Raw genomic sequence first — 15,490 nt, 5'->3', positions numbered from 1 at the left:
TCAAACGTCCACAGTTGGTCTCCCAGATCTCGACCAGCTGCGGGATCAACTCCTCGTCCCGCTGGGCGCGGGCGGGCGGGGCGCGGGTCTTGGTCGCGTCGGCCTACTTCACCCACATCCGCACCGACTCGACCCCGTAACCGAGCTGGGTCGCGACCCGCTGCACCGTCCCCTGCGTGACACCGAGCTCGGCGCGCAGCGTCCTCACCATCCGCACCGCGGCGGCCTTCTCCTCGACCGAGTACCGACGCATCGTCGGCTTCCCATTCGCCAGTTCCTTCGGCATAACCCCATCCTCGATTCCAAGGTTAGGAGCCACACCTCTACAGACGGGCTGCGTGAGCAGTTCGGGGCGACGAGTGCTAGTCGCTCCGCAGCATCCGTCCTGCACGATCAGGACGACGAATGATTCTCGTCTGCGCGTCGGTCAGAGGCGCTCGATCGTGTAGTCGATCGAGCGGATGAGCTGGCGTACGTCTTCGGGTTCGATCGAGACGAAGGTCGCGACGCGCAGCTGGTTGCGCCCGAGCTTGCGGTAGGGCTCGGTGTCGACGATGCCGTTCGCGCGCAGGCTCTGGGCGACCGCCGCGGCGTTGACGTTCGCGTCGAAGTCGATGGTGACCACGACGGGCGACCGGTCGGCCGGGTCGGACACGAACGGCGTCGCGATGCTCGACGCCTCGGCCCACTCGTACAGCGCGTCAGACGATTCGCGCGTGCGCGCATCCGCCCACGCCAGGCCGCCGTTGCCCGCGATCCACGAGAGCTGCTCGTCGAGCAGCAGCAGGGTCGTGACGGCGGGGGTGTTGAGCGTCTGCTGAAGGCGCGAGTTGTCGAGGGCGTTCTTGAGGCTGAGGAACTCGGGGATGTAGCGGTCGGATGCGGCTATCCGCTCGATGCGCTCGATGGCTGCCGGTGAGACCGCGGCGAACCAGAGTCCGCCGTCGGAGCCGAGGTTCTTCTGCGGAGCGAAGTAGTAGACGTCGGCCTGCGTGACGTCGAAGTCGATGCCGCCCGCGGCGCTCGTCGCATCGATGACGGTCAAGGCGCCCGGATCGGCCTCGACGCGGGTGATCGTCGCCGCGACGCCCGTCGAGGTCTCGTTGTGGGGCCAGGCGTAGACGTCGACGCCGTCGACCGGCTCGGCGGTGGTGCGCGAGCCGGGCTCGGCCTTTCGCACGTCGGGCGCCTGCAGCCACGGCGCGGCGGCCGCGGCGGCGAACTTGCCGCCGAACTCGCCGAAGACGAGGTTCTGGCTGCGGTTCTCGATGAGTCCGAATGCGGCGGCATCCCAGAACGCGGTCGACCCGCCGTTGCCGACGATGATCTCGTACCCGTCGGGAAGGCGGAAGAGCTCTGCTAGCTGCGCGCGTACGCTGCCGACGAGGTTCTTCACGGGGGCCTGGCGGTGCGAGGTGCCGAGGATCCCCGCGCCGCGAGTGACGAGGGCTTCGAGCTGGGCCCCGCGGATCTTCGACGGCCCGCAGCCGAATCGACCGTCGGTGGGCAGGAGGTCCTTCGGCAGTTCCACGTGCGACATGCGTCGATTCTAGGGTCCGCCCGAGCGGGCGGTTGGCCGCCCCGGCCGGGGGCCTGGGGCAGCGGATAAGCTGGACCGATTCCCTTCGCACGTCTGAGGACCCCATGACAGATCTCATCGACACCACCGAGATGTATCTCCGCACGATCCTCGAGCTCGAGGAGGAGAACATCGTTCCCCTGCGCGCGCGCATCTCGGAGCGACTCGGTCATTCCGGCCCCACGGTCTCGCAGACCGTCGGTCGCATGGAACGCGACGGACTCGTCGTCGTCTCTGAAGACCGTCGCCTCGAACTGACCGACTCCGGGCGTCAGAAGGCCGTCGACGTCATGCGCAAGCACCGCCTCGCCGAGCGTCTGCTCAGCGACGTGATCGGACTCGACTGGGCATACGTGCATGAAGAGGCGTGCCGGTGGGAGCACGTGATGAGCGAGCAGGTCGAGCGGCGCCTCGTCGAGCTGCTCGGGCACCCGACCGAATCTCCGTACGGAAACCCCATCCCCGGACTCGACCAGCTCGGCGACCACCCCGCCAACACCTTCGAGCAGGGCGTCGTCGGTCTCGTGCGCAAACTCACCGACGAGGGTGCCCCGATCACCGGCACCGTGCGTCGTCTCGCAGAGCCCGCCCAGGTCGATCCCGAACTGCTGCAGCAGCTCAAGGACGCCGGTGTGATGCCCGGCGCGACGGGCAGCTACCGCTTCAACGAGGGGTATGTCCTCGTTGAGATGGACGGCAGCGACGAGGGGCTCGAACTGCCCGTCGAGGTCGCCTCGCACATCTTCCTCGTCGACGCACGCTGATCCTCCCCGGGCGTCGGGGGGCACGGGGTTATCCACTGGTGTCCCGGCTCAGCGTGACTTATTCGTTACCTTCGGGTAGCGTGGCCCCCGTCCACAGGCGAGAAGCCCGCCAACGGACCCCTCGCAGATTGCCTCATCGGCTCGTCGTCCGCAGAGGGTGAAGCCCGCACATCGTGCCCCACACCGAGTGTCGACGAGTCAGCGTTACGCGCAGAGGCGCCGGAGGAAAAGTTTGGCTGAACCAATCGATTCGGACGCATCTGCACCCGAGCAGACCGCGACCGATCTCACTCGCAGGAACCGTGAACGACGCACCCCTCGTTCACGCGCCGCCCGACCCGTCGCGCGCACCGTTGCAGCATCCGCTCCGGTCGCCGCATCCGCTCGCCCCCGCTCGGGCTCGCGTCCGGTGCGCAGCGCCGTCATCTTCACGATGGTCGTCGGTCTGATCGCCACCGTCGCGCTCCCCGCCTACGCGGCCTTCCGCCCCGAGGCCGAGACGAAGACCCTGCAGCAGGCCGCCGCCGCCGACGCGCAGTCGCTCGTCGTCGCGTCCGACGCCACCGTCGCGCAGCTCGACCGCAGCAGCTACTCCGCGACCACGGCGGAAGAGATCGACAAGAAGAAGGCCGCCGAGGCAGCCGCCGAGCGTGCCCGTCAGGTCGCCGCCGCCGCGCGCACCACGTCGACCTCGACGTCGACCAACTCGGCGAACTCGACGAACTCCACCCCGATCGACCTGTCGATGACCGCCCCGGGCTCGGGCGAGGTGCGCTGGCCGATCCAGGGCTTCACCAAGGGCCGCGGTCTCTGGGACTCGGGCTACCACCAGGGCGTCGACCTTCTCGCCTCGTGCGGTACCCCCCTCTTCGCCGCGGCAGCCGGTGTCGTGCGCGTCTCGCAAGAGAGCTTCGGCGGCTACGGCGTCGCCGTCACGATCGACCACGTGATCAACGGACAGCGCGTGAACACGCTCTACGGCCACATGACCTACGGCAGCCGCCAGGTGCAGTCGGGCCAGACGGTCGAGGCAGGTCAGTTGATCGGCGTCGTCGGCAGCACCGGCAGCTCCACCGCGTGCCACCTCCACTTCGAGGTGCACATCAACAACGCGGTCGTCGACCCGTGGGCCTGGCTCGAGCAGAACGCCGGCTGAGCCCCCGCAACAGCGTCGAAGCGGCGTGTCGGAGCATTCGTTCTCCGACACGCCGCTTTTTGTTTCCCCTTTCGGCGACCCTCGGGCGTGTCGCGGTGGGTTACCCTTTCCTCGACGTAGAGAGAAGCGGAGGAAGCCGATGGGCGCGACACCACGTATCCGAACCATGGATGCGCTCGGTCTGCTCGTCCTTCGGCATCGTGTGATCGGATGCTGCGGTGAAACCGCGGCCGCCTGGCGCTGTCTGTAAGACAGCGCCTTTTTCATACCCTCCGCAGACCGACGCGTCGCAGGTCGAATAACCCGGGAAGCCGTCCCGGACCGTTCGAGAGGATGCCGACATGCGCACTCTGGTACTCAACGCGGGCTACGAACCGCTCGCGGTGGTGTCGTTCAAACGAGCCCTGGTTCTCGTCATGAGCGACAAGGCCACCGTGGTCGAACACGTCGAAGGCGAACCGGTGTGGGGGAGCACCGGTCACTGGGATCGCCCGGCGGTGATCGTGCTCTCGCGCTACGTGCGGGTGCCGGGCGCACGTCGGGTGCCGGTCACCCGGCGCGGGGTGCTGCGCCGTGACGCGCATCGCTGCGCCTACTGCGGCAAGGCGGCCTCGACGATCGACCACGTGATGCCGCGGTCGCGCGGCGGCAAGGACACGTGGGAGAACCTCGTGGCCTGCTGCCTGCGCTGCAACAACATCAAGAGCGACCGCACGCCCCAGGAGATGCACTGGGAGCTGCGCCTCGTGCCGCAGGCCCCTCGCGGTGGGCAGTGGACGGTGCGCGGCACCGAGCGCGCCGACCCGCGCTGGGAGCCCTATCTCGCCCTCGCCGCCTAGCGCGCCGCTGTTCTTCGTCTTTCGTCTGCGCCTTCGTCGAGCCCGCACGGTCTCGCCGAGCCCGCACGCCGTTGCCGTCGATATCGTGCGGTTTCGGCAATACCGTGCGGGTTCGGCGAAGAGGGGCGAGCGGTCGCCCTCGATGCGTCCCGCACGTGCGACCTCGCCACAGACGTGCCGGGGCTCGGGCGTGTGCAGGCCGGTGTGGTGCGCAGTATCGAACATATCTGACGGATATCGCCCGATTCTCGATGTCGGAGGCCGTACGTAGTCTCGACTCATCTTGATTCGCTAGAACATAAGTTCTAGCCTGATCCGATGAGGGCGACGATGGTGAGAAGCGCCGAGGCGGTGAGCGACATCCACGAGCTGCGCGCGCAGCTCGAACGGATGCAGGGGCGTCGGCTCGACGCGCCCGTGCTGCCGACGCATCCGGCCTTCACGTCGCTGCTTCCGGGCGGCGGGCTGCGCCCCGGCTCGGCCTATGCGCTCAGTCCGTCGGCGTCGCTGCTGCTCGCCCTCATGGCGCGACCCTCGCAAGACGGCGCATGGTGCGGCGCCATCGGCATGCCCGAGCTCGGTGCCGAGGCGGCCGAGCGGTACGGTCTCGATCTCGACCGGCTGGTGTTCGTGCCCGACCCCGGGCCCCGGTGGCTGGCGGTCACCGCCACGATCGCCGAGGTGCTGCCCGTGGTCGCCGTGCGTCCGCCGTCGAGGGTGTCTGAGAAAGAGGTTGCCCGACTGGCGGCGCGTCTGCGCGATCGGGGAACGGTGCTGCTCGTCCAGGGTGCGTGGCCGCAGGCCGAGGCCACGATCGACGTGGCCGACCCGCGGTGGGCGGGCCTCGGCGACGGGCACGGCTACCTCTCGGGGCGCGAGCTCACGGTCACGGTGACGCATCGGCGCTCGCCGGGTGCCCGACGCGCACGGATGCTGCTGCCCGCCGCAGACGGAACGGTGAGCCTTCTCGAACAGGCCGTGGCGCCGCCTCGTCTGCGGGCCGTTCCCGATGCCTACGAGACGGCGGCGGCCGGCTGATGCACGAGCCCACCCGAAGCCTCGTGCTCTGGTTTCCCGATTGGCCGGTCACCGCATATCTGCGCGAGGCGACCACGTCGGCCGCGGCGAGAGCGGGGGCGCCGATCGCCGTGTTCGAGCGCAATCTCGTCGTCGCGTGCTCTGCGTCGGCGCGCGAACAGGGCGTGCGGCGGGGGCAACGCCGACGTGATGCCCAAGCGGCCTACCCGCGACTAGTGGTGATCGCGGCCGACGAGACGCGAGACCACCGTGTCTTCTCGCCCGTGGTGGCGCGCATCGAGCAGATCGCCCCGGGGGTGCAGATCGTGCGCGCCGGACTCTGCGCGCTGCGCGCCCGGGGCCCCGCGCGCTACTACGGCGGCGAGGCGGAGGCCGCGCACGTGATGCTCGCGACCCTCGAGGAGCAGGGGATCACGGGGGTGCGGGCGGGTGTGGCCGACGGCCCGTTCACGGCCGAGCAGGCCGCGCGTGCCACCCGGGCGGAGGCGCCGGTGCGCGTCGTGCCCGCCGGTGAGGCCGGGGCGTTCTTGTCGCCTCTACCGGTCACGGTGCTCGATGCCTCGATCGCGCCGTCGAACGCCGTGGGCGAGTTCGCCGGGCTCCTTGCCCGTCTCGGCGTGCACACCCTCGGCGCCTTCGCCGAGATGGAGGTCGATCGGGTGCGCGAGCGCTTCGGCGAGCCGGGGGTGCGTTCCCACGCGCTCGCGGCGGGCGGTGACTCTCGGCCGGTGCAGCCGCGCACGCCCCCTCCCGAGCTGCATCGCGAGGTCGCCTTCGAGCCTCCGCTCGAGCTCGCCGACCAGATCGCGTTCGGCATGCGCATGGCGGCCGACGCGTTCGTGACGGGTCTGGGCGCGCTCGACCTGGTCTGCACCGAGCTGCGGGTCGAGCTCATCGGCGATCGGGGGGAACGCAGCGAGCGGGTATGGCTGCACCCGGGGTCGTTCGATGCTTCGGCCGTGGTCGACCGGGTGCGGTGGCAGCTCGCCGAGGGCGGAAAAGACGTTTTCCGGATGGGCGTGGCCGGGGTGCGCATCTCTCCCGAGGCGGTCGACGACGCCTCCCATCACGCCAAGGGTCTCTTCGGGGCGGGCACCGACGAACGCGTGCACCATGCCCTGTCGCGCGTGCAGGCGATGCTGGGGCATCGGAGCGTCGTCACACCGGTCATCGGCGGGGGGCGCTGGCTGGCCGAGCGGCAGGTGCCCGTGCCCTGGGGCGACCGGGCCGTCACCACGAAGGAGCGCGCCCGGCCGTGGCCCGGGAGCCTCCCCGACCCGCTGCCGGCGACGGTGTTCCCCGAGCCGCGACTGGTCGAGGTGACCGACATCGCGGGTGCGGCGGTGTCGGTGGGGGAGCGCGAGGTGCTGAGCGCACCTCCGGCCCACCTCGACGCCGCAGGCCGCCGCCGCCGTATCGAGGCGTGGGCCGGGCCGTGGCCGATCAGCGAGCGGGGGTGGGATCCTCTGCGCGCGCGGCACGCCCATCGGTTCCAGATCGTTGACGCCGAGGGCGCGGCATGGCTGCTGATCTGCGAAGCCGGCGAGTGGAGAGCCGAGGGTCGCTATGACTGACCCGGTCCCTGACCCCCACACGCCGCTCCCTGACCCCGCCACCCCGGTCCCTGAGCCTGTCGAAGGGCCGCTCCCTTACCCCGCCACCCCGGTCCCTGACCCCCACACGCCGGTCCCTGAGCCTGTCGAAGGGCCGATCCCTGACCCCGCCACGCCGGTCCCTGACCCCGCCACGCCGGTCCCTGAGCCTGTCGAAGGGTCCGACTCCGAGGTGCGCCGCTAATGGGTTGGCACAATCCCCCCGTGCCGTGGTCGGAGCTCGAGCGTGCGCTCAGCGATGTGCGACGTCCTCGCGAGACGCCCGCGGGTGCCGACGGCGGAGACAGTCCGGCGTGGTCGCACAAGCGCGGCGCCTACGTCACGCCCGAGATCGAGCGGCCCGCGCAGTCGGTGCCCTACGCCGAGTTGCACGCGCATTCCTCCTACTCCTTCCTCGACGGTGCGTCGTCGCCCGAAGAGTTGGCCGAAGAGGCCGAGCGGCTCGGTCTCCACGCCCTCGCGATCAGCGATCACGACGGCTTCTACGGCATCGTGCGGTTCGCCGAGGCCGCCGAGCACCTTCAGGTGAAGACGGTGTTCGGGGCCGAACTCTCGCTCGAGCTGCCCCAGCCGCAGAACGGCGAGCCCGACCCCGCGGGCTCCCATCTGCTGGTGCTCGCGCGCGGCGAAGAGGGCTACCACCGCCTCGCCGCGGCTCTCACCTCGGCGCAGCTGCGCGGTGCCGAGAAGGGGCGCCCGGTATACGACCTCGACGAGCTCGGCGAACGATCGGGCGGCCCGGGCGACCCGCACTGGGCGGTGCTCACCGGGTGCCGCAAGGGCGCCGTGCGCCGTGCGCTGGCCGAGTCGGGGCCGGATGCTGCGGCGACCGAACTCGACCGATTGGTCGCGCTCTTCGGCCGCGATTCCGTGCACGTCGAGCTGATGAACCACGGCGACCCTCTCGACAGCCGCACGAACGACGTGCTCGCCGGCCTCGCCGCGGAGCGAGGGCTGCCCATCCTCGCCACCAACAACGTGCACTACGCCGTTCCGCGTCGAGAACTGCTCGCCGCGGCCGTCGCCGCGGTGCGGGCGGGGCGGGGGCTCGATGAGCTCGACGGATGGCTTCCCGCCCACGCGGGGGCGCACCTGCGGTCGGGGGCCGAGATGACGCGGCGGTTCGCCCGGTACCCCGGCGCGGTCTCCCGCACCGTCTCGCTCGCCGACGAGCTGGCCTTTCCGCTCCGACGGGCCAAGCCCGCCCTGCCGAAGCAGAAGGTGCCGGAGGGGCACACCCCGATGTCGTACCTGCGCCACCTCGTGTGGGAGGCGGTGCCGCGCAAGTACCCGGGTCTCAGATTCGAAGACCGGGAGCGCATCGAGCGCGAACTCGGCGTCATCGAGATGAAGGACTTCCCCGGGTACTTCCTCATCGTGTGGGGCATCGTGCAAGAAGCGCGACGCCGCGGCATCCTGTGTCAGGGCCGCGGGTCGGCTGCCAACAGCGCCGTCTGCTACCTGCTCGACATCACGGCCGTCGACTCGATCGCCTACAAGCTGCCGTTCGAGAGGTTTCTCTCGAGCCTTCGCGACGAAGAACCCGACATCGATGTCGACTTCGACTCCGATCGCCGTGAGGAGATCATTCAGTGGGTGTACGGGGAATACGGCCGCGATCGGGCGGCGCAGGTGGCCAACGTCATCCAGTACCGCCCCAAGAACGCCGTGCGCGACATGGCGAAGGCTCTCGGTCATTCGCCCGGCCAGCAAGACGCCTGGTCGAAGCAGGTCGAGCGGTGGGGGGCGGTGCTCGAGACGGGGGCCGACCATGACATCCCCGATCAGGTGATCGAGTTCGCCGCCGAGCTGCTCAAAGCCCCCCGCCACCTCGGCATCCATTCCGGGGGCATGGTGCTCACCGACCGTCCGGTGGGGGAGGTCGTGCCGATCGAGCATGCCCGCATGGAGAACCGCACGGTCATCCAGTGGGACAAAGACGACGCCGCCTGGATGGGCCTGGTCAAGTTCGACCTGCTGGGCCTCGGGATGCTGGCCGCCCTGCAGTACTGCTTCGATCTCATCCGCGACGCCACGGGCGAGGAGTGGGAGCTCTCGACCCTGCCCAAGGAGGAGAAGGCGGTCTACGACATGCTCTGCCGGGCGGATTCGATCGGGGTGTTCCAGGTCGAATCCCGCGCGCAGATGGGGCTGCTCCCACGCCTGCAGCCGAGGAAGTTCTACGACCTGGTGGTGCAGATCGCCCTGATCCGCCCCGGACCGATCCAGGGTGGCGCGGTGCACCCGTTCGTGCGGCGCAAGCTCGGCCAGGAGAAGGTCACCTACGTGCACGAGAAGCTGCGGCCCGTGCTCGAGCGCACCTACGGCGTGCCGGTGTTTCAGGAGCAGCTCATGCAGATGGCCGTCGCGGTCGGCAACTGCAGTGGCGAGGACGCCGATCTGCTGCGACGGGCCATGGGCTCCAAACGGGGGCTCGAAAAGATCGACAGGCTCCGCACGAAGCTCTACGAGGGCATGAAAGACAACGGCCTCGTCGGCCAGGTCGCCGACGACCTCTACGCCAAGATCCAGGCGTTCGCGAACTTCGGGTTCGCCGAGTCGCACTCGCTGTCGTTCGGGCTTCTCGTCTATGCGAGCTCGTGGATCAAGCTGCACTATCCCGGGGCGTTCCTCGCGGGGCTGCTGCGGGCGCAGCCGATGGGCTTCTACTCGCCGGCGACCCTCACCGCCGACGCCCGCCGGCACGGGGTGGAGGTGCGTCGGCCCGACCTCCTGCGGTCGCGGGCGGAGGCCACCCTCGAAGCGCTGTCGGGCACGGCGCCGTCGGCACCCACCGGGCTCGACGCCTGCGCGCACTGGGAGCAGCCCGACGTGGGCGACTTCGACCCGGCCGAGCCCGACGAGTCGGAGGCGCATCGGCGCGACGGCGGGTTCGCGGTCAGGCTGGGGCTCGCCGGCGTCCATGGCATCGGCGAGAAGCTCGCCCAGCGCATCGTCGCCGAGCGAGAGCGCGGCGGTGACTACCGCGACATGCGCGATCTCGTGCGGCGCGTCGGCGTCACCGCCGCGCAGCTCGAATCCTTCGCCACGGCGGGGGCGTTCGAGTGCCTGGGACTCAGTCGCCGAGAGGCGATCTGGCTCGCCGGCTCGGCCGCCGAAGACCAGGTGGAGTACCTCCCCGATTCCCTCACCTCGGTGCAGCCGCCCCTGTTCACCGACCAGACCAGCTACGAGGTGCTCGCCGCTGATCTGTGGGCGACCGGCATCTCGACCTCTGACCACCCGCTCACCCATTACCGCTCGCAGCTCGATGCGCGCGGCGTGCTCACCTCTCGAGAGATGCGCACCCACGAGTCGGGCAGAAGAATCGAGGTCGCAGGACTCGTCACGCACCGGCAGCGCCCGGCCACAGCATCCGGAATCACCTTCCTGAACCTCGAAGACGAACACGGCCTCGTGAACGTGATCTGCTCGGTCGGGGTGTGGAACCGCTATCGAAGGGTCGCCCGCGAGTCGCCCGCTCTGATCGTGCGCGGAGTGCTGGAGCGTTCGGTGGAGGGAGTGACGAACCTGCTGGCCGACCGGTTCGAAGATCTCCGTGTCGGGGTGTCGCATGCGTCCCGTGACTTCCGGTGACGCACGTGGGGGCTCACGAGCAGCGTTGAGCGAATCGACCCGGGTCTGTCATGACGGGGTGGTGCCACCGAAGCGTTCGCGCGACGCGTGCTGGTGGCCGAGTCGGCGGAGGGCCAGGATGAGCGGCTCCACCAGCACCGTGCCAAGTGCCACGTAGCGCGCGGCAGCTTCGGGTGAATTCACCGGAATGCGGTCGACTTCGTCCGTCGCGATACCGAGCACGCGGGCGGCGTAGTCGTCGAGCTGCTCCGGCGTCAGCTCGAACCCCGCCGCGGCGAGTCCGTCGAGGGCGCGGGCGAGAGCACCCACGGTGGGGAGGTCGTCGGTCTCGCATCGCCAGCCCCACCTGTCGAGGAGCGCTTGGGCGGCGCGGAGGTCTTGGTCGTCGCTGACCGGCGGCCCTGTCGTGTGATGCACCTGCCCGAGCAGCTCGAACAGGGGAGTGCCCCGATCGTCGAGCGTCTCGAACACCTTGCGGGTCGCCGAGATCGACAGCCCTGCCGGGCCGACGAGCGCGCGGATCAGCGAGAGTCGCTCCACATGGCTCCCGTCGTAGGAGGCCTGAGTCGCTGCCGTCAGGGTGCCGTCGTGCAGGAGGCCCTCGCGCAGGTAGTACTTGATCGTCCCGACCGGAACGCCGCTCAGCGCCGCGAGTTGCGAGATTTTCAGGACGACCTCCTTGACTGGAAAGTAGCGATACCCAATTATGGCTACCAGTACTTTCTAATTCTAAGGAGCCGGCGCATGACTGTCGAACAGGGTCGACGAACCCACGATCACGATGGCGAGCTCGTCGTCTTCCTCATCGGGATGACTCTCAACCGTCCCTGGCGTGTGGACGCGTGGTGGCCGGCGTTCATGGCTATGCCGCGGATGCTGGCGGAGCTCGCGAGCGACGCCGATTCGGGCCTCATGGGATACCGGATGACGCTCGGGCGAGGTGGCCCGCTGCTCGTGCAGTACTGGTCGTCGGTGGAGAAGCTCTACGGGTACGCGAGCGATCGCGAGGCGGCTCACCGACCCGCCTGGGCGGACTTCAACCGCCGAGCGCGGAAGGTGCCCGGTGCCGTCGGCGTCTGGCACGAGACGTATGTCGTCGAGCGGGCCGAGTCAGTGTACGTGGATTCACCGGTGCGCGGGCTCGCTGCGGCCACCTCTTCGGTGCCGATCGGGCGTGGTCGCGACCGCGCTCAGGACCGGCTCGGGCGCGGCTGAGTCGGACCGCTCGCACGCACGACGCGGGGGACGACGGCCACCATCACGACCATCGCGACGAGTTCGATCAGCGTCTGCGTGACGACGACAAGCGGGGTCAGCGCGAATGACCCGGGGAGGGCGAGTGCGAGAGGGAGCACGACCAGTGAGTTGCGGGTCGCCGCGCTGAAGGCAGAGGCGCGGCGACCCGGCACATCCAGGCGGGCAAACCGTGCTGCGAGCACGCCGAGCGGGGCGGCGATGAGGGGGAACGCGATGAAGATCGGCACGACGCGCCACAGGTCGGCCCCCGACGCGCTCACCGCCGACACCTGCGAGGCCACCACGGTGGCGAGAGTGAGCATCATGAGGGGGATCATGGCGGTCGGTGCCGCTCGGAGGATCGCGGCGAACGGCAGACGGCGTCGAGCGAGCGCCTGAACCAGGGCGGCCGCGGCGAGCGGCACGACGATCAGGAAGACGAACGCCTCGACGAACGGCCGCACGTCGAACGCACCGAGGACGTCAGCATCCGTCATCGCCCAGAGGTAGAGGGGGAGGAGCACGATCTGCAACCCCATGAGCAGGGGAGTGGCGGCAAGGAGGCGGTCGCGGGCTCCTCCCGCCAGGCCGACGAAGACGATGACGTAATCCACGCACGGCGTGAGCAGCACGAGCAGCACGCCGACGAGCAGCGCGGGTTCATCGGCGACGAATCGGCTGAGGCCGAACACGACAGCCGGCACGACGACGAAGTTGACCGCGACGAGGGCGGCGAGCATCCGCGCATCGCGCAGACCGTGGACGACCTGGGCGAAGGGAACCCCGAGGAAGGTCGCGAACAGTAGGAGCCCGAGCAGGGGAGTGATCGAGGGTTCGAGGGGAGGCCCGGAAGACATGAGGCCGAGTCCGACCGCCGCCCCGGCGACGATCGCCGCGATGTAGAGCGCGACCTGGTGCCGTTCGGCCCATTCCGCCATGGGGTTCCTCACTCGCGGAGCGGTCGGTGTGCCCCACCAGCGTCGCACACGGTGCGGTCGCCCGTGCCCCGACGATGCCGTCCCACGAGGGAGGGGCGGCGCCGTTGTCAAAGTCAGCTGACGATGGGTTCATGATGGGGCGCACCGTCGGACGCCTACGACCCACGAGAGGCCTCGTGCCCCGGGCGGTTGCATTCGAGGACTGATCAGGCGTGCGCCGCCACGGACCCCGGGACTGCCGATGAAGGATGTTGCGAAGCTCGTCGGCGTCGACTACCGCACGATCAAGCTCGGCATCGAAAGCGGGACCATCCTCACGGTCCAGCCCGGCCCGCGTCGGATGATCCCCCTCGTGCCGCTGCTGCGCGCGTTCGTTGTCGACGCTTATACAGCCCGGGGTCAGCGCCAGCGGAGTCCGGCTGTTCGTGCTCACAGCGCGCAGACGCACCTCGACAGGAGCCGGTACCGGGAGGCCGTGCTTGCCGCGAGACTCGCCGTTGAGACGGCGTGTGGCGGACGTGGACCCGATGTGAAGCGCCGGCTTGCTAATGCTTCCGCAGACGTCACGACCGCAGGTGAGTCCCTGTAAAGACCCGGCACATGGCAGTGCACGAGGGCGACACGCGCGTCGAGCAGCCCGACGCCATACGGGCGATTGAGGCGATGCGCAGCGTTCTGGCTTTCCTAGACTCAAGCAGCCCTTAGACGCCGTCCGTGGCCGGCCGCGATCCGCATTCGTGCGGTGCGCGGAAGCCGGACCCGGGTGTCTGGCCCAACATCGTCGAACAGTTCGGCGCTTGCTCCCGCAGCCCGGCGATGTCTAGCCACTCGACTCACTATGTTCCGGTCCAGCGGCACCACGGCCTGCACGGATGGAGGTTTCAGGGCACCAAAGACGAGCGGGTGTCGCTCGTCTTTGACGCACACCGGGGTGAGGATGACTGGGACGTGCACCTCGGTTACGACGTACAACGTGTGTCGCGCGCGGTCTCACTACCTATCCCGAATGTTGAATGCACTTCACAGTGTCGAGGATCCGCGCCGGGTCAGGCAGGAATGTTCGCGTACTCTTCCTGGCAGGTGGCGCACACCGGTTTGGACTCGTGATCAGCGGTGGGGACGAACCAGTGGCCGCACATCGCCCGGATCGCTTCACCGTGCACCGAGGCGTAGGCAATGTGATCGTGGTGCGAGTAGTGGGCGATGGTGCCAAGACGGACTTCGCCAGGGCGAACGTCCGCGGACAGGGTCCCGGAATCGGCGATCGCGCGCGCTGCGGACATCGCCTCCTCGGTCAGCACTGTCCAGTGGGACTCGGCATTGTGGTTCAGAGGAGCGCTCGTCCAGGCCTCGAATTGCGGTTCGATGGCGGTCTTGACGACGATGGACGCGCGGTCGTAGAGGTTCGGGTGCTCCCAGCCCGCGGGCACGACCTCCACAACGAGTTCGTGCGCGATAGCGCCATCGACGTCGGTCTGCACTACGAGCATCGACAGGGTCAGCAACTCCGTGCTGTCTGGCGAGAGCACGATGGTGTTGCATGCGTGCTCGGGGTTGTTGACTGCTGCGTCCAGGAGCACGAGAGCCGTCAGATGTAGTTGCAGCTTCCACGCGTCGTGGCGAGCGACCTTCACCTCGACGCGACGGAGCGTGACATCCTCATCCGTGGGGAGGAACGCGTCGGAGCCAGAGTGGCAGCGTCGAGCGAACTCCTCGTAGAAGTCTTCTATGGATCCCTCGCGGTGATATCCGGCAGCACCCAGCCAGGCGGTCTCCTCGCCGTCCTCGTGGAGAACGGCGGCAGCACCCCGCCACCGGGCCGAGTAGGTTTGCTTGAACCACTGCCGGTCGCTCACGGCGCTAATGGTCTCCCGCAGGGTCCCCGCGTCGTCCTCACCTGCGAACTGGTCGTCGAACGCGAGTATCAGCGGATGGCGCAGCTGCGACAGCGGCGGGAGCAGTCTCAGCCCCTTTCGGACGGCCGAGTCGGGGATGTCGCCGCCGACAGCTTGTTGGGCAAGCTCGCGCAGGCGCTTCGCGTTAGAGAGGTCGACCGGCGTTGTCCAGTCGGACGCCAAGTCCTCGGTTACGCAGCGCAGCGTGACCCGGCGGCTTCGTCCCATGGCATCAGCATACGAACTGCGAGCGACACAGGGCGACCCTTCGGCTCAGTCGAACTCGTCCAGAGCGAGATCGTCAAGATCGTCCGTGCGCGCGGCGGCTTCAGCGTGACGCTTTTGCATCGCGAGCATCCGAGCTCGGTACGTGAAGAGGTCGGTTGCCGCGATCCGACGGTCGCGGGCGCCGACAACGTGGTGGGCGAGGGCCCCGGAGTCGAGGATCTTGTAGAGGTGGGTGCGGCTGACACCGAGCAGCTTCGCAGCCTCGGCCGGGGTGAGATCTTCCTTCTCGCACACGACGAACGTGTCCTGCCCCTCGCGCAAGGCGAGGGAGAGATTCTCAAGGGTGGTGCGCAGCGCGCCATCGGGCAGCTGGAGGAATGCGTCTTCGAGGACGGTGATCTCGGTCGCGGGCACGCTAGAAGCGTCAAGCTTAGGCATGGCAGATTGCCTCAGATCCTGTCGGGGATTTCAGAGAGATTGCCACACTGGGACGTGGCATGTGGTGGGGTGCGGAGGAACGGGGATGGTCACCGTCGTCGGCGTATACGCATGATCCAAGTGTCACACATGGCACGGAGTCGGTCAATTCGGAACCATCCGCTCTCCG

General features: G+C 68.9%; 12 protein-coding genes and 1 pseudogene. 7 read left to right on the top strand and 6 right to left on the bottom strand.

Features of this window, described 5'->3' with window-relative positions:
- Positions 1-13: 13 nt before the first annotated feature.
- Positions 14-286, bottom strand: a pseudogene (locus tag DEA06_RS08655) (IS3 family transposase); the annotation flags it as partial.
- A gap of 141 nt (positions 287-427) precedes the next feature.
- Entirely contained in the window at positions 428-1,540 is a 1,113-nt protein-coding gene (gene serC / locus DEA06_RS08650; protein ID WP_116647573.1) for a phosphoserine transaminase, read from the bottom strand.
- Positions 1,541-1,644: 104 nt separating this feature from the next.
- On the opposite strand from serC, the gene DEA06_RS08645 reads away from it, so the two are divergent.
- The 6 genes from DEA06_RS08645 (at position 1,645) to DEA06_RS08615 (ending at position 10,586) form a co-directional block, all read left to right on the top strand.
- Positions 1,645-2,343, top strand: coding sequence for a metal-dependent transcriptional regulator (locus DEA06_RS08645; RefSeq protein ID WP_116647572.1), 699 nt, complete (start codon positions 1,645-1,647; stop codon positions 2,341-2,343).
- A 232-nt stretch (positions 2,344-2,575) separates the two neighbouring features.
- Entirely contained in the window at positions 2,576-3,499 is a 924-nt protein-coding gene (locus tag DEA06_RS08640; protein ID WP_240606875.1) for a M23 family metallopeptidase, read from the top strand.
- A 341-nt stretch (positions 3,500-3,840) separates the two neighbouring features.
- Positions 3,841-4,338, top strand: a complete 498-nt coding sequence (locus DEA06_RS08635) for an HNH endonuclease (RefSeq protein WP_116647571.1) — start codon at positions 3,841-3,843, stop codon at positions 4,336-4,338.
- A 318-nt stretch (positions 4,339-4,656) separates the two neighbouring features.
- A complete protein-coding gene (locus tag DEA06_RS08630) occupies positions 4,657-5,376 on the top strand; it encodes a hypothetical protein (protein WP_240606874.1) in 720 nt (239 codons plus the stop codon).
- Complete coding sequence (locus tag DEA06_RS08625) at positions 5,376-6,950, top strand: DNA polymerase Y family protein (RefSeq protein WP_116647569.1); 1,575 nt, start codon at positions 5,376-5,378, stop codon at positions 6,948-6,950. Before DEA06_RS08630 ends, DEA06_RS08625 begins: the two co-directional genes overlap by 1 nt.
- A gap of 222 nt (positions 6,951-7,172) precedes the next feature.
- Positions 7,173-10,586, top strand: coding sequence for an error-prone DNA polymerase (locus DEA06_RS08615; RefSeq protein ID WP_116647568.1), 3,414 nt, complete (start codon positions 7,173-7,175; stop codon positions 10,584-10,586).
- 48 nt (positions 10,587-10,634) lie between these two features.
- On the opposite strand, the gene DEA06_RS08610 is transcribed toward DEA06_RS08615, so the two are convergent.
- Positions 10,635-11,249 (bottom strand): MerR family transcriptional regulator, encoded by a 615-nt coding sequence (locus DEA06_RS08610; protein ID WP_276308349.1) that lies wholly within the window; start codon positions 11,247-11,249, stop codon positions 10,635-10,637.
- An 81-nt stretch (positions 11,250-11,330) separates the two neighbouring features.
- On the opposite strand from DEA06_RS08610, the gene DEA06_RS08605 reads away from it, so the two are divergent.
- Complete coding sequence (locus DEA06_RS08605; RefSeq protein ID WP_116647566.1) at positions 11,331-11,801, top strand: DUF4188 domain-containing protein; 471 nt, start codon at positions 11,331-11,333, stop codon at positions 11,799-11,801.
- Here the strand turns inward: DEA06_RS08605 and DEA06_RS08600 are convergent.
- The 3 genes from DEA06_RS08600 to DEA06_RS08585 form a co-directional block, all read right to left on the bottom strand.
- Positions 11,777-12,760 carry an arsenic resistance protein gene (locus DEA06_RS08600; protein WP_116647565.1) on the bottom strand — a complete coding sequence of 328 codons (984 nt, stop codon included), beginning with the start codon at positions 12,758-12,760 and terminating at the stop codon, positions 11,777-11,779. The genes DEA06_RS08605 and DEA06_RS08600 overlap by 25 nt on opposite strands.
- A gap of 1,046 nt (positions 12,761-13,806) precedes the next feature.
- Positions 13,807-14,883, bottom strand: coding sequence for a DUF3039 domain-containing protein (locus DEA06_RS08590; RefSeq protein WP_116647564.1), 1,077 nt, complete (start codon positions 14,881-14,883; stop codon positions 13,807-13,809).
- 45 nt (positions 14,884-14,928) lie between these two features.
- Complete coding sequence (locus DEA06_RS08585) at positions 14,929-15,297, bottom strand: helix-turn-helix domain-containing protein (protein ID WP_240606873.1); 369 nt, start codon at positions 15,295-15,297, stop codon at positions 14,929-14,931.
- Between the last annotated feature and the right edge of the window lie 193 nt (positions 15,298-15,490).

This window comes from Microbacterium sp. Gd 4-13, assembly GCF_003095395.1.
Lineage (GTDB): Bacteria > Actinomycetota > Actinomycetes > Actinomycetales > Microbacteriaceae > Microbacterium.
This window is presented reverse-complemented; position numbering and strand designations above follow the sequence as displayed.